This window comes from Candidatus Merdisoma sp. HCP28S3_D10 (assembly GCF_052065835.1).
Taxonomy (GTDB): Bacteria; Bacillota; Clostridia; order Lachnospirales; family Lachnospiraceae; genus Laedolimicola.
On record NZ_JBQHTG010000001.1, the window covers coordinates 77,805 to 100,145 of the forward strand.

Below are 22,341 nucleotides of genomic sequence, written 5' to 3' on the forward strand. Positions count from 1 at the left end.
TCCTGCCAGCTATTTAAGCGCACTTCTTAATACTTTTTCGTTTTTTCTGGTAAATTCACTCAATTTATAAGATCTGATTCTTTCATTTACTAAAACAGGTACTACGAATCCATTCTTAGCCAAAACAGTCAGTCGGTTTATTACTGTTTTATTTGTTACACCTATTTCTTTACTTACCTCTATTGGTGTAAATTCTGCTTTATGCCTTTCCATTAAAAGTAATAATAATTCTTTTTCTCTTCCCTTTAAAAAAGAAAGACTTCCTTCAATATCATCCTTATTGGAATTTTCCTGTAATTCACATACCTTACTTGAATAAAGTAAAACCATCCTCAGGAAATAATGAATCCAAATTTCCGGATGCGGCGGATTATCCCTTCCGGAATAATACAATGCAGGCAATCCCATCTGTATAGACTCATAATACTCATCGATGTCATATGCAAAATACTCTTCCAGCGAGCCAATTCCATTAAACCCATAACCGTTTCGATCCAATATATAACCTGATAATAACCGTGCCGTTCTGCCATTCCCATCTTCGAAAGGATGGATCGTCACAATCTGATAATGAACAACCGCAGCCACAATAAGTGGATGATCCTCTGTTGTGTTTACATACTCCACTAATTCATCCAGTAGTCCCGGAATATCACAATATTCAGGCGGAATATAATCTGGATTTCCACTTTTAGAATCGTAGACTGCAAACAGAACGCCGGGAGGCATTGGCCCTCTAAGACCTATCTTTTCTTTTGAAGCCCCTTTTTCCACAAGTTTTTGCACATCTAAGATAAGCTTTTTTGAAAACTTTTCCTTTTTTTGCAGCTTCTCTTCTAATAAATTTAACGCAAGAAAATAATTGCGCACTTCCTGCTCTGGTTTTAAATAATGCTTTCTTTCATCACTTTCTATTACTTCATCAACCTGTTTTTCTGTTAAAGGATTTCCCTCAATTTTATTAGATGCATAGGAACTTTTCTTTTTTGAATTTTTACGAAGCTTATTTGCCACTGTTTTAGATAATTTTACAGAGGAAACATGGTATCGATTCTTTTCTATTTCCGAAATATATTTTAATATTTCATTTGTTAATGTAACCTGAATCATAATAATCTACTTCCTTTCCACTAATATTATATCCGGAAGCACTTATTTTTTCCATTATTTTTTCACTATTTTTACACTAATTTTCACTATTTTTACAGTATTCCCATCTCATTCCCTTTTCCACGTCCATACCTCACTACTGCCACATAGCTTCCAGACGTCTGCGCCCAGGTTATCGGTTACTTCTGTGAAAATAGCCTTTGCCTGTTCTTCTGTTTCCGCCGGATAGACCAGAAGGGCGTTCGTTTCGGATCTTGGAAAGCCTGCAAGAAAATAGTCCAAATCTATCTCTGTGATCACAAAGCCGGTGGGATTCTGATTGATCAAATAGGTGTCGTCATCTTCAAAAGAGCCGCCCAGATTCGCTATCGTTTCTCCGTCAATGAGGATATTGCCGGTCATATTATCCTGATTTTTTCGGAATTTCGGAAAACGGTACTGATATTTCCAGATCTGCGTTTCCACCTCTACAGGCATACTACCCTCCGGCTGTTTTCCTGTAAACAGCCAGCCGGTTTCTGTCGATTCCTTTTCTGTTTTTTTCGGGTAATAATAACTTTTTACCGCATATTCCGCAGCTGCAATAACACCGAGAAGTACAGCAGCTCCGATCAGAACTCGGAATTTTACCACTTTTCCACCCATCGCCGTTTTCCTCCTTCCTTTCCTTCTTTTATGACACAGAAATTTTTCTGATTTGTCCAACTTTTTTAAATTTATATTCTTTTTTCAGAATTTTTCTATAAGCTCTCCTGACGGATCCGATCTATCAGGTTTTCCTTCCCCATTCTGCTGCGGGCATACAGCATTGAGGAAAATACCACCAGGAACACGCTGACAATCACAATCACGATACTGGAAACCGGAATCACAAAGCTAGTATCCATGCTTCCCGCAGCGACCCGGTAAATGGCCCAGGTCACCAGCACTGACACGGGCAGTCCATAAAGGAGCGCCCGGACGCCGTACAATAGACACTCATAGCTCAGCATCCGATTCATTTCCCCGGGCGTCATTCCCACAGAGGACAGCACCGCGAATTCCCTTCGCCGCAGCAAAAAGGCGGTGGAAATCGTGTTAAAGACATTGGCTGCCGCAATCAGGGAAATCAGAATAATAAAACCATAGGCGAAAATGTCCACGGTCAGCAGCACATTTCTCCTGCTCTGAACCTCCCGGGTCACGTCATTCACATAATAGTACTCTCCCGGGTTCGCAGAGCTCTGCTCCAACAGCTTCTCTGCCGCCTCCGCCACCTCCTGATGCTTCCCGCTCTTCAGATAAATACAGTTCCGAGGCAGGCAGTCCCCCGCTCTGTCCCCAAGCAGCGACCAAAGCTGGCTTTCCGACACAATGATACCGGGAGAAGTCTGCCCTGCCATACAATTCATGGGACTCTGTTCCACTGAAACCGCCAGGTATCCCTTTCCCATAATCTTGTCGGCTTCCTGCTCCACATACGTGTCAGACGCCTTTTTTGCCTCGTTTAAGGCTTTGTAATCTGTAAATGTCAGGGAAATAGGTTCTCCCTCCTTCAGAACCTCTGCCTTTTCATAACGCCCCGTCCCGCCGTTATAGCCGGTTATTTCATTTATAACGACCAACGGCACCATTCCTTCCTTTGTCTCCGGAACCGGTATTCCCTCCGCCAGAAGCCAGGTTTCATAATCCGTATCTGACAGTACCAGAACTCTGCTCTGGAGATGAAGATATCCCTCCCCGTCTGTCTCCGCTTCCGGACACAACGCCCGGAATTCTTCCGGAAGCTGCTCCGGCTTCGCCAGGATCTCCGGATAGCATTCCCGGACACACAGGGCGCTTTCCACGCCGTCAAGCTTCTCTATCCGCTGCTGAAGCTCCGAATCCCGAACGCCGTATACGGACAAGTCATACGCAGGAATATCATTCACACCTAAAGCACTTTTCTTTATATAGTAGGAAAAAGAGCTGGCTGACACAAATAAGACGATACTGATAGACAGCGACAGCACCGTGGTCCGGTATTTCCGCCGTTCCCTGGCAAAATGCCGTCCCGCAAGCAAGGCAGGAAAGCCAAACAGTCTTTTGCCGGAACGCCCTTTCCTTCGCCAGCCTTCCTGCTCCCGCCCGGGCAGCCGGATATCCCGGGACAACCGGATAGCCTCCATAGGGGAAAGCTTCGCCGCCCGTCCCGCCGGAAGCCAGGCGGAAATCAATACGGTAATGAGAGCCACAGCTGCCGCAAGCACAATCGCAGGCCAGGACACGTGGAGTCCCATGGCTATCTTACCGGAATACAGATACCGGAAGGAGCCGGAGGTCACCCGCAAAGTCACGCCGATCCCTCCAATGCCTGCCAGAATTCCCAGGGGAATTCCGATACCGCTTAACAGCAGCGCTTCCCGGAACACCATGCCCCGAAGCTGCCGGGGCGTAGCCCCTATGGAAGCCAGGAGTCCAAACTGCTTTGTCCGGTCACTGACGGAAATGGCAAAGGAATTGTATACCAGGGAGATACCTCCCGTCATAATCAGAAGAATCAATATCGCAGACATTCCGTACAGGAATTGCAGATACGCCTGATTGGTAGAAATCCCCTGCATACGCAGAAGCTGGCTGTTGTAGATAACCCCGTAATCTCCCAGATAACGGCTGGCAAATTCATAGACATCTCTGCCCTTTCGAAGCCGGAAAAAGCTGTTGTACAGGCTGTCCGGCGCCGGATCCGTATCTTTTCCGGTAAAGCACAGGAATGCGGCGCTGCTGTAGTCCGCTTCTTCCCCATAGCCGACCACCGTATAGGTACGGGTCTCCCGCTTCTCCCAGGTTTCTGCCAGTTCACCTCGTTCTTCGTACCGGTATACAGGCGGGTTGATCTCACTGAGCCGCTCGCCCTCCAGAAACCGGTCTCCCAGCTCCAGCGTAATGGTATCACCGATTTCCCAGGCTTTCTCGCCCAGCGTCTCCATCGTACTCTTTAGAGAGGACGGCAGCAGAATCTCCCCCGCATGCTTTGGCAGCCGCCCCTCCTCCACCGTAACCGGTACCATTTCCGTAAAGGCTTCGTCCACTCCCACCACATGATAATAGGGTCTGGCGTCTGTATCATCTGTCCCCTTCAGATGGGAAGCCGCGTAGCCCAGATCCTGCCAGGTCACCTGGGCTTCTACCTGGCTTAAACTCTCCAGCTCCTCTACCTTGTCCGCCGGAATCTGAATCGCCTCTCCATGCCAGTTTTCCTCCTCTGCAATGATATTGGCAATCAGGTACTGGCGCAGGCTGGAAATAAAGGTTGTCACAGCTGTCAGCATAGCTGCAGCCAGCACAATTCCCACAATCGTAACTGCCGTCCGGGTCCGGTTGGCCTTCAGTGTCTTCCCGGTCAGTCTGGTCCATACGTTCATCAGCGGATCACCTCATCTCTGATAATCCTTCCATCTTCGATGGAGATTACGCGATCGGCCTGCAGGGCCAGATTTTCATCATGGGTAATCATAACCAGGGTCTGTCCGTACTTTTTATTGGAAAGCTTCAGAAGCTCCATAACCTCCTGGCTGTTCCTGGAATCCAGATTGCCGGTGGGCTCATCAGCCAGAATGATAGCCGGAGCGTTCATCAGGGCTCTCCCGATGGAAACCCTCTGCTGCTGTCCCCCGGAAAGCTGATTGGGAAGACAGTGCTTCCGATCCTCCAGGCCCAGCAGGGCCAGAAGCTCACCTACCCGCTCCTGCCCTGCTTTTCTGCCGTCCATTTCTATGGGCAGCGTGATATTTTCCACCACGTCCAGTACCGGAATCAGGTTGTAAAACTGGTAGATAAGCCCTACCTCTCTTCTTCGGAAAATGGCAAGCTGCTCCTCCTTCTGGCTGTAGATATCCGTGCCGTCCAGCCAGACCTTGCCCGAGGTAGGCCGGTCCACGCCTCCAAGGACATGGAGCAGGGTAGATTTTCCGGATCCGGAGGGGCCGATAATCGCCACAAATTCTCCCCGCTGGATATAAAGGGATACGTCATCCAGCGCCCGCACCTCATTTTCACCGGAACCGTATACTTTGGTCAGATGTTCTGCTTTTAAAACTTCCATCGTCTTTCCTCCTCTCTTATACGGTTCAGTATATCGTCCTTCCATGACAGGGCCGTGACTTTCCGGTGACAGATCTGTCACTCTGGCCTGCGGCATTTTATACGACGCTCTTATAAAAACGAAGGATAAATCTGGCGCCTCCCTCCTTGCGGTTCTCCGCCTTTATGGAACCGTTCTGCCGCCGGATAATCATGCGGGCCAGGGCCAGCCCGATACCGATTCCCGAACCAAAGGAACCCTTTCCTTTATAAAAACGCTCAAAAAGATGTGGTAAATCCTCCGGATCAATCCCCGGTCCATTATCCTCCAGAATCAGTTCCGTATAGAGACTGTTTTCAGAGGCCAGAAGCCATAGCCTGCCGCCCGGCCCCGCATGCTCCATACAGTTTTTTACAATATTGCTGACTGCTTCACAGCTCCAGGCAAAGTCCCCGGTAAACGCCGCCCCTTCCTGGATTTTACAGGTCACCTGCTGTTCCCGCAGCTCCATGGGAATGGCAAAGGGCTTCAGAGCCGCCTCCATAAGAGCGGACACCTGCACCTGTTCCTGCCGGAACACGGCAGTTCCCGCGTCGATCCGGGAGATCTTCAGCAGCGCCTCCACCAGCCAGCGAATCCGCTCCTGAAGCTGTCCGGCCTCATAGAGAAGCTTTCTTTTCTCCCCGGGGTCCGTCTCCTGTCCCAGGCGGGCCAGCACCAGATTCAGGGAGGTAAGGGGCGTGCGGAGCTGATGGGAGATGTCTGCCAGTGAATCGCTCAGATAGCGCTTCTCTGCCTGAAGCCTGTCCGTCTGGCCACTCAGGACTGCCAGAAGCTTGGACAGCTCGTTAGACAAAACCGCCAGCTCTCCTTCCCTGTAGCGTTCAAATTCCAGATTCCGTTCTCCATGGAGCATCCGGTCCGTATCTTCCGCCAGCTGCCGAAGTCTCCGGTAGCGGCGAAGCGTAAAGGTAAGCCAGAGCCCAAGCAGAAGGAGACAGCCTCCCACCGGGACGAAAAGGCTCCAGGCAATACCGGTCCGTTCCATAAGAAAAAAGCCTGCCGCTGCAGATATGGCAGCGACGCAGGCTGATAGAATGACAACTCTTTTCAATTCCTTATCCCGCAGATACTCCATGGCTTCTCCTCCTATTCTCCCAGCCGGTAGCCCAGTCCCCGGACGGTACGTATGATGGCGGGATTCTGGGGATCCGCTTCTATCTTTTCCCGCAGCCGTTTGATATAAACCGTCAGGGTGTTGTCATTGACAAACTCTCCGGCCGCGTCCCAGATTTCCTCCAGAAGCTGTCCTCTTGTCAACACCATTCCCCTGTGATTCAGAAAATATAACAGCAGACGGTATTCCAGCGCGGAAAGGCAGCAGTCCGCGCCTCTCCTGGTTACCGTTCCCTTCACCGTATCCACTTGAAGCTCTCCCAGTTCTACCAGGGCCTGGGTCCTGCCGCAGCGGCGCAGTACGCTTCGGATCCGGGAAATCAGCTCTCTTGGACGGAAGGGCTTACTGATATAATCCTCAGCGCCCAGATCCAGTCCCGTCACCACGCTGAATTCATCTCCGGAGGCCGTCAGGAAAATCACCGGCGTGTCCGATACGGCCTTTACCGCAGAGCACACGGAAAATCCGTTGCCATTTTCCAGGGACACGTCCAGAAGCAGCAGGTCAAAGCTTTCCCGCTCCATCGCCTCCATTGCCTCCTTCTGGCCTTTTTCTGCCCGCACCGAGAAGCCCTCCGCCTTCAGTACTGCGCTTAAATTTTCAATAATAGCCGCATCGTCTTCCACCAGCAGAATCCGTGTCATGACAAACCTCCCCGGAATCATTTTACTTTTACAATCTTTTCCAATCGTTTCAGCACCAGCTGGGCGCACAGGCCCGTAAAGGCTCCCGCCACACAGCCGACTGTCATCAGAAAGGGCAGGTAAAACAGCATTCCCTTCCCGGCGATAAGCACGGCCACCAGCATCTGCCCCACGTTATGAAGGACGGCGCCCAGAACGCTGGCCAGCCAGATGGCGCGGCCGCTTACCAGATGGCACAGAAACAGCATTCCTGCCAGGCAGAGCAGGCTTCCGGCCAAACTATAGAGAAAGGTCATCATACTGCCGCCGAACAGAGAGCCGAGGAAAATACGGACCAGTACCACCAGCAGCACCTCGCCGGGCCGGTAGCGGTAGACCGCATACACCGTTACAATATTGGCCAGCCCCAGCTTCGCCCCCGGAATCGGCACCAGCACGGGAAGCTGCAGCTCCACCACATAGAGAATCAGGGCTGACGCAGTCAGAAGCGCCAGCTCTGTGAGTTTTCCGGTTGTCATTTTCATCATACTTTTTATCCTTTTGCCGTTAGTTTGCCACCGCGTCCAGCCCGGAAGCTGCCTCCGTATCCGCGTACCGGATGCTCAGATGATTGGGCAGACATACGATGGGCGCAGAGCTTAGCCAGTCCATACGGACACAGATCTGATCGGGACAATCCGCGGCTTTCACACGGATTCTGTGATCCCGGATCTCGATTTCATTGGTTCTGCCCTCGTAGGTAACGGTAAAGATCTGATCCTCTGCCTGCTCCAAATCCAGTGTATCCAGAATCTCCCCGTCCTGCAGAATTTCCACCCGGCGTCCGTGGCTGCGGGTCAGGTTCCAAATGCTTCCGCCGATACCAGCCAGAAGAATCAGGGCGCAGATGACAGCCACCATCCCGGTTGCTTTTTTCTTCTTTTCCGTCATAAAAGAAACTTCCACCTTTTCCTTTTACAGTTAGTTTCATCTTATCACAGAGTTTCTCCCCTGCCTAGACTTAATCTCCTATAGAGCGAAAAAAGGGCTGGCGCACCCCTGCGTCAGCCCCCTTCCTGTATGTTCTACTTCATTTCAATCGCCTTCACCGGACACTTCTCCGCGCATTTGCCGCAGCCCACACACTTGCTGTAGTCCACATGGGCCAGGTTACCGTCTACGGTAATGGCCTCATGCTCGCACTGCTTCGCACAGATACCGCAGCCCAGACAGCCTGCGGTGCAGGCCTTCTTTACTGCCGGTCCCCGGTCGCGGCTTGCGCAGCGCACCGCTATCTTCTTATCCGCCGGTACCAGCTCAATGAGCCCCTTGGGACAGGCCTTCGCGCATTTTCCACAGCCGGCGCACTTGCTTTCATCTACGATGGCTACGCCGTTTTCCACATGGATAGCGTCAAACTTGCAGGCTTCCACACAGGATCCGAAGCCCAGACAGCCGTAATCGCATTCCCAGACAGAAATTCCTGACAGGACAGCCGCCCGGCAGTCGTGGATTCCCACATAGTTGCACCGTACAGAGGTTTTGTCACAGGTTCCCGCGCAGTGCACGTAAGCAACCTTACGCTCTGCAGCCTCTGCCTGCACACCCATGATATCGCCGATTTTCTTCACTGCTTCCGCATTACAGACCGGACAGGCGTTGACCGGAGCCTTGCCCTCCACGATGGCTGCCGCTACCGCGTCGCAGCCCGCGTAACCGCAGGCGCCGCAGTTGTTGCCCGGAAGGCTTTCTCTTACAAGACCTACGCGCTCGTCGGTCTCCACTGCGAACTTCTTACTGACTGCCACCAGAGCTACGCCGATCAGAAGTCCGATTACGCCTACTACCAATGTCGCTATAATAACTTCCTGCATATTCTCCTCCTTATGACAGCGCCAGACCGCCGAAGCCCATGAACGCAATCGCCATCAGCGCCGCGCAAATCAGCACGATGGGCGCGCCCTTTACGGCAGCGGGCAGAGCCTCCTCGTCGATACGGCTCCGGATACCTGCCAGCAGGACGATGGCAATGGTATAACCCACTGCCGTACCGAAGCCTGCCAGTACGCTCTCTACAAAATTGTACTCATTCTGCACATTGGTCAGGGCTACGCCCAGAACCGCGCAGTTGGTGGTAATCAGCGGCAGGTAGATTCCCAGCGCCTTGTAAAGGGGCGGGGAGGTTTTCTTCGTAAACATCTCCACCATCTGTACCAGAGCCGCGATAACCAGAATAAAGACGATGGTTTTCAGATAATCCAGATTCAGCGGCGTCAGTACAAAGGTGTACAGAAGATTCGCTACCGCGGAGGCTACCGTAATGACAAAGATAACCGCCGCGCCCAGACTGAAGGACGTTTTAATATATCTGGATACGCCCAGGAAGGAACAGATTCCCAGGAACTGGCTTAATACCACGTTGTTGACCAGCGCCGTTGTAATGATAATCAGAATTAATGATTTCATTTAATTCTGCGCCTCCTTTCCTTCTTCCTTTGCGTGCGCGCAGGTGGCGCAGCATCCGTCGCAGCCCTGCACCATGGCGTTCGCCCGGTTCTTAACCTTCAGAGCGTTCAGGATAATAACCAGAACCGCCAGAACCAGAAACGCGCCGGGCGCTTTGATAAAGATAGCTACGGGCTTATAGGCAGCGGGCATTACCTGGGCGCCGAATACGGTGCCGGCTCCCAGAAGCTCCCGGATAAAACCGATGGCAAACAGGGAAACGGTAAAGCCAAGACCCATGCCCAGTCCGTCCATGGCGGACAGAAGAGGCGGATTCTTGGAGGCGTACGCCTCCGCGCGGCCCAGGATAATACAGTTTACTACAATCAGGGGAATGTAGATTCCCAGAGCATCGTAGATGGTCGGCACATAGGCCTCCATCAGAAGCTCCACCACCGTAACCAGCGAGGCTACGATGACAATGTATGCCGGCAGGCGGACGTCATCGGGAATCACCTTCCGCAGTGCGGAAATGACCAGATTGGACATCACCAGTACCACCAGCGTGGACACACCCATTCCGAATCCATTGATAGCCGAGGTGGTAACTGCCAGTGTAGGGCACATGCCAAGCATCAGAACCAGAGTGGGATTTTCTTTTACTACACCGTTATAGATGCGTTCTGTACAAGGTTTCATCGCTTAATTCCCTCCCTGCTGTATCTCATTTTCAAAGAAGTCTACCGCCGCGTTCACTGCGTTCACTACAGCACTGGAGGAAATGGTTGCTCCGGATACGCCGTTAATCTCGCCGGGCGCAGCTGCTCCTCCGGCTTTAAACAGGGTAAACCTGTCGGTCTTCACACCGTTAAACTGCCCTTTGAAGGCGTCCTCTGTCACCAGAGAGCCCAGACCGGCAGTCTCGTTCATAACCGTAAAGGAAATTCCGGTTACGGTTCCGTCCGTAGACAAGCCCACAGACATGGTGATCTCACCGTCCATACCGTCCTTACTGGTGGCGCTGATCACGTAGCCGGCCACTTTACCGGATCCGTCTTTTCCTACAATCGCTTCATTGATATAGGCCTTACCAAAATCCGTTCCGTATACTTCCCCGTTCAGGGCCGTTACCTTTTCCGTAATCGCCTCGTCATAGGTAAAGTCCTGTGCCTCCGGGCATACCTCCCGGTAGGACGCAGCCTTTGCCGCCAGCTTCTGCTCCGCAATCCGACTCTCCGTCAGCTTGTATACACCGCTTAAGGCCACGCCCGCAATCAGGGTAATGGCGCACAGGGCGATGGCTGCGGTCGGCAGCTTTCTGCCGCCTTCCTTTCTCTTCCGGTAGCCAAAGGGAACCGGAATGGAAATCTCGTCAATCAGCGGAACAAACATATTGGAAATGATGATGGCATAGCTGACGGAATCCGCAGAGCTTCCATATACACGGAACACTGCCGCCAGAATACCAAGCAGCACGCCATAAATCAGCTGTCCGCCAGAGGCCAGCGGGCTGGTAACCGGATCGGTTGCCATAAAGAAGGCTCCCATCACAATACCGCCGCCTGCCAGCTGCAGAAGCAGATAAGGCACATCCAGGCCATGTCCGCCGAACAGAGCCAGGAACGCGGTAAAGGACGCCAGCACAGACACCGGGATCTCCCAGGTGATGCCGCCTACCAGAAGAAGGTAGATACCGCCAATCAGAAGGCCTGCGGCAGAGCAGCCGATGACGCCGTTATTCAGACCCAGAAAGGTCTGCAGCAGATCCACCGCGTTGCCTGCCGCCGCGTCTGCCAGCGGGGTAGCGCTGCTGACGCCGTCTACCGTATAGGTGGACATGACGCTTGCAAAGGAAATCAGCAGAAAACAGCGTCCGGACAGAGCCGGGTTCATAAAGTTATGTCCAAGTCCACCGAAGCAGCACTTGGTAAAAAGAATCGCAAATACGCTTCCCAAAACCGGAATATAAAGGGGCACGCCGTTAGGCAGACAGAGCGCCAGAAGAAGTCCTGTGACAATGGCGCTGCAGTCCTTCACGGTGTTGGGCCGTTTCGCTGCCTTGTCAAATAAAAATTCTGTCAGGACCGCTGCCAGAATGGCAACCAGAATGGTCACCAGCGCGGAACTTCCAAAATGATAGACGCCCATGGCTGTAGCCGGTAAAAGCGCCAGAATCACGTCGCCCATGACCCGGCTGGTGGTCAGACGGCTCCGTGCATGGGGGCTGGAGGATACATTCATCAGTTTACTCATTTCTTTGCACCTCCCTGCTGGGCCTGCGCGGCTCTCTTCCTGTTCATAATCTCAGCCTTCGTCTCCTTGAAGGTCTGCATCAGAGGCTGCTTGGCCGGGCAGACAAAGGTACAGGATCCGCAGGCGATACACTCCAGGCCGTACAGCTTCTTTTCATAACGGACGTAGCGCTTTCTCTTGGCCGCATCCATCATTTCCTGGGGGGACAGTCCCAGAGGACAGACTCTGGCACAGCGTCCGCAGCGCAGACATGACGTCGCCTGCCGCTCTGCCAGTGCCACCGGATCCTCGCCCAGCACGGTCAGCGCATTGTTGTTCTTGCAGATGGGAACCTCCAGATCTGCCAGCGCCATTCCCATCATGGGGCCGCCGCTTAAGTATTTCTGCGCTTCTTTTCCTTCCTGTATGCCGCCTGCGGCCTCCAGGACCTCTGCCATGTTGGTTCCGATTTTTACAATCAGGTTGCAGGGCTCCTTCACCACGTCGCCGGATACCGTAAAGCCACGCTCCATCAGCGGTGTGGACTTGCATACAGCCTGGTAAATGGCATAAATGGTCGCCACGTTATCCACCACGCAGCCTGCGTCGGCCGGGAGCATACCCAGCTTCAGATCGATCCCTGCGATCACCTGGATAATGGAACGCTCGCCGCCCTGGGGGTACTTGCATTTCGCAGCATGAACCTTCAGCCTGTCATCGCCTGCGCAGGCCTTTTTCAGCGCCGCGATGGCTTCCGGTTTATTTTCCTCAATCAGAAAGACACCCTCTGCCGCCGGGAACAGCTGAAGCAGAATTCTCATGCCCTCTGCCAGCTCCATGCTTTTTGTGCGCATCAGCTGGTCGTCACAGGTGATGTAGGGCTCGCACTCCGCGCCGTTGGCGATGACATAACGAATCTCGTCCGCGTTCTTCGGAGCAAGCTTTACGTGAACCGGGAAACCGGCTCCTCCCATTCCTACAATTCCTGCTTTTTTGATACTTTCGAGAATTTCTTCTTTACCGAGCGTCTTGTAATCGCGCTCAGCGCCGATGCCCTCTGCAGGTGTATACTGTCCGTCGTTCTCGATCACGACAGACATCACCTTGGCACCGGATGCTGTTCTTCTGTTCTCAACAGCTTTTACCGTACCGGAGCAGGAGCTGACAATATTAGCTGATACGAAGCCGTCCGCTTCGCCGATCAGCTGTCCCGCCAGCACCGTATCGCCCTTTTTCACCAGCGGCTTCGCCGGCTTGCCAATATGCTGGCTCATGGGAAATACCAGCTCGCCCTGGGGAAGATATGTACGGTAAGACGCATCCTTGGCGTACCGTTTTCCATCGTCGGGATGCACGCCGCCTTTAAATGTCTTCTTGAACATAAGCTTTTTCCTTCCTTCATGCTTTTGTAGCATTGTCTCATATTCACTTTATCACACTTATTATTGGGATACAACTTTAGATAAAAAATAGACAATCTTCGAACAATTTCGAGAATTTTTTGACAATATTGTTAAATTTATGTCGATAGACTCGTATTTACGATCACTTTATTCTATCGCAGAATCGAGCTGTATTCCAGTATTTTTTTCAATACAATCCAGATTTTCCGAACAAAAACAGGATTTTCGTCCTCCATGTACTCCAGATTTCGGAAATCCTGTTTGTATACCATTTATCTTTCTTCCAGTTTATTCCAGCTCAAATTGACCGGTATATAACTGATAGTACCGTCCTTTTTCCGCAAGCAGCGCCTCATGGTCGCCTCGTTCAATGATTTCGCCCTTTTCCAGCACCATAATGGCCCTGGCATTGCGGACCGTGGACAGCCGGTGGGCGATGACGAATACGGTTCGGCCCTCCATAATGGCGTCCATGCCCTTTTCAATCAGCCGCTCCGTTCTCGTGTCAATGGAGCTGGTAGCCTCGTCGAGAATCAGGACCGGAGGCTTCGCGATAGCCGCCCGGGCAATGGCGATAAGCTGCCGCTGGCCCTGGGACAGATTGCTGCCGTCGCTGTAGAGCATGGTATCGTAGCCGTCGGGCAGACGGCGGATAAAGGAATCCGCGTTGGCAATCCGGGCCGCCTCCCGGACCTCTTCGTCTGTGGCGTCCAATTTTCCGTAGCGGATATTGTCGGCGATGGTCCCGGTGAACAGATGGGTCTCCTGAATCACCATGGCCAGGGAATGACGCAGATCGTCTTTCCGAATCCGACGGATGTTGATGCCGTCGTAGGTGATCGTTCCGGACTCTATCTCATAGAACCGGTTCACCAGGTTGATGATCGTCGTCTTTCCTGCTCCCGTACTGCCCACAAAGGCGATTTTCTGGCCGGGCTTCGCGTACAGGGAGATTCCGTTTAAAATGTGCTTTTCCGGCACATAGCCGAAGACCACGTTGTCAAATTTCACCTCACCCTTCAGTTTCCGAAGCTCCGGTTTTCCGCCCGAAACTACCGCCGGAAGCTTCCAGGCAAACTGTCCGGTGCGCTCTTCCGTTTCTTTTAATCTTCCATTTTCTTCCACTACATTGCAGAGGGTCACGTCGCCCTCGTCTGTCTCGGGCTTTGCCTCCATCAGGTCGAAGATCCGCTCCGCTCCGGCCAGGGCAGTCAGAATCTGGTTGATCTGGGCCGTAAACTGGTTCATGGGTAATGCGCTCTGGCGCACAAACACCAGATAGGAGGACAGGCTTCCGATATCCAGCAGGCCGTTCAGGGTGAAAATGCCGCCCACACAGGCCGACACCGCGTAATTCAGATAGGAAAGGCTGACCACCGTGGGCACCTGCATGCCCGTGTAGGTCAGGGCATCCGTGGATTCCCTGCGGAACTTCTCATTGAGACCGCAGAAGATATCAAAATTGATTTTCTCATGGTTGAAGATTTTCTCCACCTTCTGGCCCGCCATCATTTCCTCCGCGAAGCCGCCTATCCTGCCAAGCTCCGCCTGCTGCCGCTGGTAATATTTCCGGCTCCGCTTGCTGTTGATCCGGATAAAGACGCCCATGGCAATCAGGAACACCAGGACAATCAGGGACAGTCTTACGCTTAAGACCATCATCATCACAAGGGTTCCCGTAAGGGTCAGAAAGCTCTGGATCGCCATGGCAAAGCTATTGTTCATAGCCTCCTGCACCGTATCCACGTCATTGGTAAAACGGCTCATCAGTTCTCCATGGGTGTGGGCGTCGAAATAGCCGAGGGGCAGGGTCTGCACATGGGCAAAAAGGTCGCTTCGAATCTCCTGTACCACGGTCTGGGCCGACTTGATCATGAGCTGGTTATAAGCCAGGGTCGCAAGGGCGCCCACAAGATACATCAGGCCCATGGCCGCCACCGCGCCTGCCAGCCCCTTCATATCGCCGGGCATGATAAAACGATTAATCACCGGCTTTAAGAGATAGGTCCCCAGGACGCTGGCCCCGGTGCTGACGCACACCAGAAAGCCCACCAGCAAAAACATCCATTTGTGGAGGCCCATATAATGAAGCAGATGCTTCAGGGTATTCTTCGTATTCTTGGGCCGCTTATAGCCCACATAACTGTACTTCGCCATTAAAGCTCCACTCCTTCCTTCTGGGATTCGTAAATCTGCTGATAGATCTCGCTGCGGGCCAGAAGCTCCTCGTGGGTACCGATGTCGCTGACCCGGCCATCGTCCAGAATGATAATCTGATCCGCGTGCCGGACAGAGGAAATTCGCTGACCGATGATGATTTTCGTCATATCGGGCAGGGACTGTGCCAGCCGTTCCCGGATCTTCGCCTCCGTAGCCGTATCCACAGCACTGGTGGAATCGTCGAGAATCAGAATCTTTGGCTTTTTTAAGAGCGCCCGGGCAATACAGATCCGCTGTTTCTGACCGCCGGACACGTTGACGCCGCCCTGCCCCATGTCGGTCTCATATCCATCGGGCAGCCGCTCCAGCACCTCGTCCACGCAGGCAATCCGGCAGGCCTCTCTGATCTCCTCCATGGAAGCGTCCTCCTTTCCCCAACGCAGGTTATTAAGAAGGCTTCCGGAAAACAGGATGTTTTTCTGCAGTACCACAGCGATAGCGTCCCGCAGGTGTGCCATGGGATACTCCCGCACCGGAATCCCGTCCACCTTCACTACGCCCTCCGTCGCGTCATAGAGTCTCGGAATCAGCTGTACCAGCGTGGACTTGGCGGCGCCGGTCTGGCCGATGATACCTACCGTCTGGCCCGCTTCTATATGGAAGGAAATATCAGAAAGCACATACTCCTTCGCTTCCTTTTTATATTTGAACCACACATGAGCGAACTCTACGCTGCCGTGCTTCACTTCGATATCCCGCGCGTTCTCATCGGTTAGATCCACCTTCTCGTCGATCACCTCAAGGATTCGCGCGCCGGAAGCCATGGAACGGGTCAGCAGAAGAAATACGTTGGAAATCATCATCAGAGAATTCAGGATTTGCAGTACATAGCTCAAAAACCCGGTCAGCTCTCCCACTTTCATCTGACCGCTCTGAATCAGCCGTCCGCCAAACAGCAGAATCCCCAAAATCGTTCCATACATGACAAACTGCATGGCCGGCATGTTAAGAGCAGCTAACCGGAAGGCCGTCTCCGATTCCTCCCGCAGCTTCCGGTTGCCCTCCTCAAACTTGGCAATCTCATAATCTCCCCGGACACAGGCCTTGACAATCCGCACTGCCGTAAGGTTTTCCTGAATAATCCGATTTACTGTATCGATCGCTTTCTGCATGTTCGAATACAGCGGGCGCACCTTCATGGTGATGACAAACAATGCCGCTGCCAGAACCGGAAGCGCCACAAAAAATACCAGCGCCAGCCTGTGATTAATGGAAAAGGCCACACCGGTAGCTGCCACCAGCATCAGCGGTCCTCTACAGAAGGGCCGCATGCCCATGGATACTGCGTTCTGGATATTGGTCACATCACTGGTAAGCCTGGTAACCAGGGAAGCAGAACGGAAATGATCGATATTTGAAAAAGAATAGCTTTGCAGCTTCTCATATTCCGCCTTCCGAAGCTCCGCGCCCAGCCCCTGACCGGCCAGCGCAGCGAAGCGGGCGCTTCCCACACCCAGCACCAGGGCTATCAGAGCAAAGAGCACCATCTGCAGTCCCTTCCCATAGATATAGCTGCGGTCGCCGCCCGCCACGCCCACATCGATGAGCTCCGCCATAATGAGCGGTACCATCAGTTCACAGAGCCCCTCTGCTACAATACAGACCATGGCCATTCCCGCGTATTTTTTATATTGTTTCATATAGGAAAACAAGCGTATCAGCATCTTAGATCTACCTCCAAAGCTTCTAACATAAAAGCCCTCCAGGGCCGTTATGGGATTTATGGTATGCTGAAATTCGGGGTTTGTCAAGAATCCGCCTTTGCTTTCTTCGACAGATCGCCCGTAACCTCCCCCTGTTTTTGTAAATTTTACATTGAATTTTCATAAAATTACAGTAAAGGGATTGTAAAACAGGCGTAAATTATCATATAATAAAAGTGTTCGTGTAAAAAACACATAGGAGAAAAAATCATATGAATGGAATAACAATTATCCTGACCCTGTTGAGCGGAGTGGCTCTATTCCTTTTCGGTATGTCCATGATGGGAGACGGACTGAAAAGAGTGGCAGGAAATAAGCTGGAGCTGGTGCTTTACAAACTCACCAGTACACCCTTAAAAGGAATTCTTCTGGGAACTGCCGTAACGGCTATCATCCAGTCCTCTTCCGCTACCACCGTTATGGTAGTCGGTTTCGTAAACTCCGGTATGATGAAGGTTGCCCAGGCAATCGGTATCATCATGGGAGCCAATATCGGTACCAGTGTAACAGGCTGGATTCTCTGTCTGTCCTACATCGACGGCTCCAGTGGCATTGCGCAGCTTCTGTCCACAGCTACCATTTCCGCGGTTGTGGCTATCATCGGTATCATCTTCAAGATGTTTATCAAGAAGACTACTTATAAAAATGTAGGAGATATCATGCTGGGCTTTTCCATTCTGATGGTGGGAATGCAGACCATGAGCGGCGCAGTTTCTCCCCTGAAGGAAAACGCCCGCTTCATCAACCTGTTGACTACCTTTGAGAATCCTTTCATGGGTATTCTGGTGGGTATTGCCTTTACGGCAGTCCTGCAGAGTGCTTCTGCTTCCGTCGGTATCCTGCAGGCTCTGTCCATGACCGGCAGCATCAGCTTTGCGGCAGCTCTCCCGATCACCATGGGTATCGGCGTCGGCGCGGCATGTCCGGTACTTCTCTCTTCCATCGGAACCAATAAGAACGGTAAGCGTACCGCTCTCATTTACCTTCTGAACGACCTGTTCGGTATGGTATTCTGGTCCATCGTATTCTACACGGTCAATGCTTTCGTGCATTTCCCGTTCATGGATATGACCATGCGGCCTGTGACCATCGCGCTTATGAACTCCGTATTCCGTATGGCGACGATTCTGGTGCTGGTACCCTTTATCCACACCATCGAGAAATTCGTGTTCTGGCTCATTAAGGATGATCCCGAGGATCTGGAAGATCAGGCAGACTTCGATCTTCTGGAGGAACGTTTCCTGGCTTACCCGGCCCTGGCTATCACCCAGAGCCATACGGCTATGAACGGCATGGCAAAGAAAGCCCGGAAGAACCTGAACCGCTCCTTCGCCCTGCTGAAGGATTTCTCCCAGGAGAAATACAACAAGATTCAGGAAAAAGAGAATCTCATCGACAAATACGAGGACAAGCTGGGAACCTACCTGATGCAGCTGACCGGCCAGCCTATGAATAGTAGCCAGACCCAGCAGGTTTCCGAATTTCTGCATACCTTAAGCGATTTCGAGCGTCTGGGAGACCATGCGGTCAATATTTCCAAGGTTGCTATGGAGCTGGCAGAAAAGAAGATCAACTTCTCCGAGTCCGCCCAGTATGAAATCAGCGTATTGAGCGCTTCTATCCGGGAAATCACAGACCTGACGGTAGACGCCTTCTGTACCGACTCTCTGGAGATGGCAAAAAAGGTAGAGCCCCTGCGCGAGCTCATCGGCATGCTCTGTAACGAGCTGAAGAACCGTCACATTACCCGTCTTCGGGAGGGCAAATGTGAATTCCAGCAGGGCTTCGCATTCAACGACCTGCTGACCAACCTGGAGCGTATCGCAGCGCACTGCTCCAACGTGGCTGTAGCCATGATTGAGACCAACAGCTCTGAGTTCGACACCCACGAATACATCAAGAGCGTCCGTCATATGCGGGACGAGGCTTATCAAGAGTGTTTCAACGCCTACGCTGAGAAATACAATATTGCAGCCCCGGAAAAGCTCGAAAAGAAAGAATCCAAAGTAAAAAAAGAGGAAAAGACCTCCAAATAACGGAGGTCTGACGCAATACAAAGGGCCGTGTATCGTAGCAGATACACGGCCCCTTCTCGTTTCTTTTACTGCTGTAAGGTGCTTACATATTCATCGATGGCTGTGGTGGTAATCGCCACATCGGAGGTGTCCGGTCTGTTGGCGCTGTCATAGATGGAATAACCCAGCCAGCATACCAGAGCCAGCGCAACCAGGCCTGCGCAAAGCTTTACAAGAAACTTTTCCCGCTTTTCCTTCGCTATCATCTGCTTCCGGTTGGCTTTCTGCTCTTTGTAACGATCTACTTTTTCCTGACTCATAATCTCGATTTCCTCTCTCGCTTTTTCACGAAATCCGGCCGGACTTCGTTCTGCTATTTTTTATTATAGCATAACTTTGTGAAAAAGCTATGAAAAAATTATTCTTTTTCCTTACGCCACCACAATAATGCCGCCGTCGCTGGCATAGAGGCTGCTGACTCCGGCTGTATCCAGAATCAGGAAATCCTTCACAGAAATCCGTTTTGCAATCTCTTCTTTCACAAACTGCGCCCGCTCGGGACAATTGCAGTGGGAAATCGCCACAATCTTCTCTGCCGGATTCTTTATCTCCTCTGCCACGTAATAGGCCATACGCTTCAGCGCCCGGTTCACGCCCCTGGCCTGATCCTTCTGGCAGATGGTTCCCTGAGGGGTAGCTCCCATAACCGGCTTGATATTCAGGGCATTTGCCACAAAAGCCTTCAGATTGCTCAGGCGGCCGTTCTTCCGGAGCGTCTCCAAAGATTCCAGTACAAAATACGTATTCTGCTCCGCAATGTACGCGTCCACGGTGGCAATCACGTCCTCAAAGCTCATGCCGACCTTTTCACAGGCTTCAATCTTCAGAGCAATCAGTGTCTCTCCGACGGAGGCAGAACGGGAATTAAAGATATGGATTTTCTTTTCCCCGTATTCCTCCTCATACAGCTTCTTGCCCAGCTCTGCGCTGTTATAGGATCCGCTCAGCTCTGCGGAAAGCGTCACCGCGTATACGTGATCCGCGTCACAGGTGTAGGCTTCCATGTACCGGTGCGGAGACGGACAGGAGGACTTGGGACAATTGGGGCTGGCAGCCACTCTTTTCAGAAAGTCTGCCTGATCAAAGGTCTCATCGTCCACAATCAGATGTCCGTCAATATCCAGGGTCAGCGGCACACGTTCAAAGTGCCCGTCCTTCTTATAGCTTTCCGGCAGCTCCCCGCAGCTGTCCATGACAATCTTATAACTCATAACGTTCCCATTCCTCCACTGTCTCTATTTTCGACCGCTCAACATCTTCACGGTTTCCATACAAAATCTCATGATCTTTAAATCATTTTATGTAGTTTTAAATACTACATTACATATTAGCACAACGCTATGAGCTTTTCAATACTTTTTCTTACAAACTACGAGATACTGTAAAATCCCTGGATAAGCTGTCTTAAACTCTCCTGATCCGCGGTTCCCATCAGCTCCCGACCGGAATGCATGGCCAGCAGCGGAACGCCGATATCCACGGTCCGGATAGGCAAAACAGAGGAAGCGATGGAGCCCAGAGTACTGCCGCCTGCGATGTCGGAGCGGTTTACGAATTTCTGATAGGAAATTCCCCTGCTCTCGCAGATCTGCTGCACGATAGCCACTGCCTCGCTGTCAGTAGCATAGGACTGCGTGCAGGCTTCCTTGATGCAGACGCCCTTTCCCAGCACATTCTGATTGGTGGGATCATGCTTGTCCGTATGATTGGGATGGATTCCGTGGGCCACATCTACGGAAAGCAGCATGCTGTCTCCATAGGTCTCCAGGAACTCTGCCCGGTTTTCCGTAAGGGATAAAAGAATTTTCTCCAGTACTGTGGACAGGAGGGTCGATCCCGCTCCCTGCTTGGTGCGGCTTCCAATCTCCTCATGGTCGAAATAAGCAGCTACATTGATTCCACGCTCCCTGCCTCCTTCTATCATGGCTGTGGTAATGGCCTGGACACTGGTCAGGTTATCCAGACGGGGCGAAGAGATAAATTCCTCCGCAAGACCCAGATAATCTCCGGTGTCGGTGTTGTAAAGACCCAGCTCGTACTCCAGGATATCCTCTCTGTCTACCTGAAGCTGCTCTGCCAGTCGGGTCAGAAACTCCTCAGAATCCTCCAGACCAAAGACCGGAAGCATATCCGTCTGCCGGTTCAGCTCCACGCCCTTGTTGACCTCCCGGTTCATGTGGATCGCCAGGTTTGGAATCGTAAGAAACGGCTTTTTAAAATCCACCAGGCACATCCGGGGGTGGAAGACGTCGTCGCTTCGCAGCGCCACCCGTCCGGAAGCCGAGAGCGGTCTGTCCAGCCAGGTATTTAAAATAGCGCCTCCATAGATCTCCACGTTAAGCTGCCGATAGCCTGCCTTCTTTACCTCCGACGCAGGCTTGATCCGCAGCCCCGGAAAGTCCGTATGGGCCGCCGCAATGCGGAATCCGTCGCCGTTCCGGTAATCCTTTCCTATGGTAAATGCCAGCAGACTGGAGCCGTGATGGGGCAGATAATATCTGCCTCCCTTTTCCAGTTTCCAGTTTTCTCCCAGTTCTACCTTCTGAAACCCTGCCTTCTGAAGCTGTCGTTCCACACTGGCCGTCACATGAAAGGGTGACGTCCCCTCTTCCGTCAGCTGCAACAGCTTTTCCGCATCATCTATCTGATTCATTCCCCTAAGTCCTCCTTTGTATTTACACGGATTTATCTCTCCTGTTATTTTTAAGTATACCCGATCTTTCCCCGGCTGTGAACCACATTTTTATTGAAGAACCCGCCTTTTCTGTGTATACTGGAATCAGACTAAAATTTACGGGAGGTTTTCTATGATTTCTTTTCAGATGGAGGACGTAAAGGCTTTCATGAACCGGCTTTTACTTTCCCGGACCTTCGATGCGTTCCATGTGGTGGAGGGCAGTATCATCACCTACAGCACCTTCCATTTCGACGGACATCTGCATCCGGACTATTATACAAAAGAAGAACAGGAAGCCCTGGGGCTTTCTGCGCGCCGTTTCGCGCGCTGGCAGGAATTAAAACCCTTCTGCCTGGAGCTTATCAAGGGGAAACGGACGCCTCTTGGCTTTCGCTTTACCTTCCAGCTCTCACCGGAAAATACGGAAAAATTATTAAACCAGACCGCTTCCCCCTTTTCTGTGGGAGATGTAAACGGTCTGGCCTTAAATATCCGCTATGAGGACGGTAACATCATCTGTACTACCGCCCTGTCTTTAAATCTCTTTACCATGGATAAATCTCTGGAGCACGCCTGGGATCAGATGGTCCAGCGCTTCTTCCTCACGCAGGATCTGGCCTTTCACCTGCTGTAG

20 protein-coding genes and 1 pseudogene are annotated in these 22,341 nt (G+C 51.9%); 2 read left to right on the forward strand and 19 right to left on the reverse strand.

The features are described 5' to 3' along the window. Window positions 1-9 precede the first annotated feature (9 nt). The 16 genes and pseudogenes from ACTNCH_RS00345 to ACTNCH_RS00420 all read right to left on the reverse strand — a co-directional run bounded on the left by ACTNCH_RS00345 (window position 10) and on the right by ACTNCH_RS00420 (window position 16,916). Window positions 10-1,110 (reverse strand): Fic family protein, encoded by a 1,101-nt coding sequence (locus tag ACTNCH_RS00345; protein ID WP_441015923.1) that lies wholly within the window; start codon window positions 1,108-1,110, stop codon window positions 10-12. A 108-nt stretch (window positions 1,111-1,218) separates the two neighbouring features. Then, window positions 1,219-1,755 carry a hypothetical protein gene (locus ACTNCH_RS00350; RefSeq protein ID WP_441015920.1) on the reverse strand — a complete coding sequence of 179 codons (537 nt, stop codon included), beginning with the start codon at window positions 1,753-1,755 and terminating at the stop codon, window positions 1,219-1,221. Between the two features lie 95 nt (window positions 1,756-1,850). Continuing rightward, window positions 1,851-4,493, reverse strand: coding sequence for an ABC transporter permease (locus ACTNCH_RS00355; RefSeq protein WP_441015917.1), 2,643 nt, complete (start codon window positions 4,491-4,493; stop codon window positions 1,851-1,853). Next, window positions 4,493-5,173 carry an ABC transporter ATP-binding protein gene (locus tag ACTNCH_RS00360; RefSeq protein WP_441015914.1) on the reverse strand — a complete coding sequence of 227 codons (681 nt, stop codon included), beginning with the start codon at window positions 5,171-5,173 and terminating at the stop codon, window positions 4,493-4,495. Before ACTNCH_RS00360 ends, ACTNCH_RS00355 begins: the two co-directional genes overlap by 1 nt. A 97-nt stretch (window positions 5,174-5,270) precedes the next feature. Continuing rightward, the gene (locus ACTNCH_RS00365; protein ID WP_441015911.1) at window positions 5,271-6,290 is read right to left on the reverse strand and encodes a sensor histidine kinase; all 1,020 of its coding nucleotides are present in this window, start codon (window positions 6,288-6,290) and stop codon (window positions 5,271-5,273) included. A gap of 11 nt (window positions 6,291-6,301) precedes the next feature. Continuing rightward, window positions 6,302-6,973 carry a response regulator transcription factor gene (locus tag ACTNCH_RS00370; protein WP_441015908.1) on the reverse strand — a complete coding sequence of 224 codons (672 nt, stop codon included), beginning with the start codon at window positions 6,971-6,973 and terminating at the stop codon, window positions 6,302-6,304. A gap of 17 nt (window positions 6,974-6,990) precedes the next feature. After that, window positions 6,991-7,500 (reverse strand): Gx transporter family protein, encoded by a 510-nt coding sequence (locus tag ACTNCH_RS00375; RefSeq protein WP_441015905.1) that lies wholly within the window; start codon window positions 7,498-7,500, stop codon window positions 6,991-6,993. A gap of 19 nt (window positions 7,501-7,519) precedes the next feature. After that, a complete protein-coding gene (locus tag ACTNCH_RS00380; RefSeq protein WP_441015902.1) occupies window positions 7,520-7,903 on the reverse strand; it encodes a NusG domain II-containing protein in 384 nt (127 codons plus the stop codon). A gap of 134 nt (window positions 7,904-8,037) precedes the next feature. Then, the gene (locus tag ACTNCH_RS00385) at window positions 8,038-8,826 is read right to left on the reverse strand and encodes an RnfABCDGE type electron transport complex subunit B (protein WP_441015900.1); all 789 of its coding nucleotides are present in this window, start codon (window positions 8,824-8,826) and stop codon (window positions 8,038-8,040) included. 10 nt (window positions 8,827-8,836) lie between these two features. Further along, a complete protein-coding gene (gene rsxA / locus ACTNCH_RS00390; protein WP_441015897.1) occupies window positions 8,837-9,418 on the reverse strand; it encodes an electron transport complex subunit RsxA in 582 nt (193 codons plus the stop codon). Next, window positions 9,419-10,096, reverse strand: a complete 678-nt coding sequence (gene rsxE / locus ACTNCH_RS00395; RefSeq protein WP_441015894.1) for an electron transport complex subunit RsxE — start codon at window positions 10,094-10,096, stop codon at window positions 9,419-9,421. Between the two features lie 3 nt (window positions 10,097-10,099). Further along, a complete protein-coding gene (locus tag ACTNCH_RS00400) occupies window positions 10,100-10,711 on the reverse strand; it encodes an RnfABCDGE type electron transport complex subunit G (RefSeq protein WP_441038312.1) in 612 nt (203 codons plus the stop codon). 6 nt (window positions 10,712-10,717) lie between these two features. Then, window positions 10,718-11,650, reverse strand: a pseudogene (locus ACTNCH_RS00405) (RnfABCDGE type electron transport complex subunit D); the annotation flags it as partial. Next, on the reverse strand, window positions 11,647-13,011 hold the full coding sequence (gene rsxC, locus ACTNCH_RS00410; protein WP_441015891.1) for an electron transport complex subunit RsxC: 1,365 nt from the start codon (window positions 13,009-13,011) through the stop codon (window positions 11,647-11,649). The pseudogene ACTNCH_RS00405 and the gene rsxC, both read right to left, overlap by 4 nt. A 309-nt stretch (window positions 13,012-13,320) precedes the next feature. Further along, the gene (locus ACTNCH_RS00415; RefSeq protein ID WP_441015888.1) at window positions 13,321-15,189 is read right to left on the reverse strand and encodes an ABC transporter ATP-binding protein; all 1,869 of its coding nucleotides are present in this window, start codon (window positions 15,187-15,189) and stop codon (window positions 13,321-13,323) included. Further along, window positions 15,189-16,916, reverse strand: coding sequence for an ABC transporter ATP-binding protein (locus ACTNCH_RS00420; protein ID WP_441015885.1), 1,728 nt, complete (start codon window positions 16,914-16,916; stop codon window positions 15,189-15,191). Before ACTNCH_RS00420 ends, ACTNCH_RS00415 begins: the two co-directional genes overlap by 1 nt. 251 nt (window positions 16,917-17,167) lie before the next feature. Between ACTNCH_RS00420 and ACTNCH_RS00425 the strand changes: the two genes are divergently transcribed. After that, complete coding sequence (locus tag ACTNCH_RS00425) at window positions 17,168-18,991, forward strand: Na/Pi cotransporter family protein (RefSeq protein WP_441015882.1); 1,824 nt, start codon at window positions 17,168-17,170, stop codon at window positions 18,989-18,991. A gap of 65 nt (window positions 18,992-19,056) precedes the next feature. Here the strand turns inward: ACTNCH_RS00425 and ACTNCH_RS00430 are convergent, their stop codons facing one another. The 3 genes from ACTNCH_RS00430 to ACTNCH_RS00440 all read right to left on the reverse strand — a co-directional run bounded on the left by ACTNCH_RS00430 (window position 19,057) and on the right by ACTNCH_RS00440 (window position 21,683). Continuing rightward, a complete protein-coding gene (locus ACTNCH_RS00430; RefSeq protein ID WP_441015879.1) occupies window positions 19,057-19,290 on the reverse strand; it encodes a hypothetical protein in 234 nt (77 codons plus the stop codon). Window positions 19,291-19,401: 111 nt separating this feature from the next. Beyond that, window positions 19,402-20,241, reverse strand: a complete 840-nt coding sequence (locus ACTNCH_RS00435) for a DegV family protein (protein WP_441015876.1) — start codon at window positions 20,239-20,241, stop codon at window positions 19,402-19,404. 158 nt (window positions 20,242-20,399) lie between these two features. After that, window positions 20,400-21,683, reverse strand: a complete 1,284-nt coding sequence (locus ACTNCH_RS00440; RefSeq protein WP_441015873.1) for a M18 family aminopeptidase — start codon at window positions 21,681-21,683, stop codon at window positions 20,400-20,402. Between the two features lie 154 nt (window positions 21,684-21,837). Here ACTNCH_RS00440 and ACTNCH_RS00445 point away from each other — a divergent pair, with 154 nt between their 5' ends. Then, window positions 21,838-22,341, forward strand: coding sequence for a DUF5721 family protein (locus ACTNCH_RS00445; protein WP_441015870.1), 504 nt, complete (start codon window positions 21,838-21,840; stop codon window positions 22,339-22,341).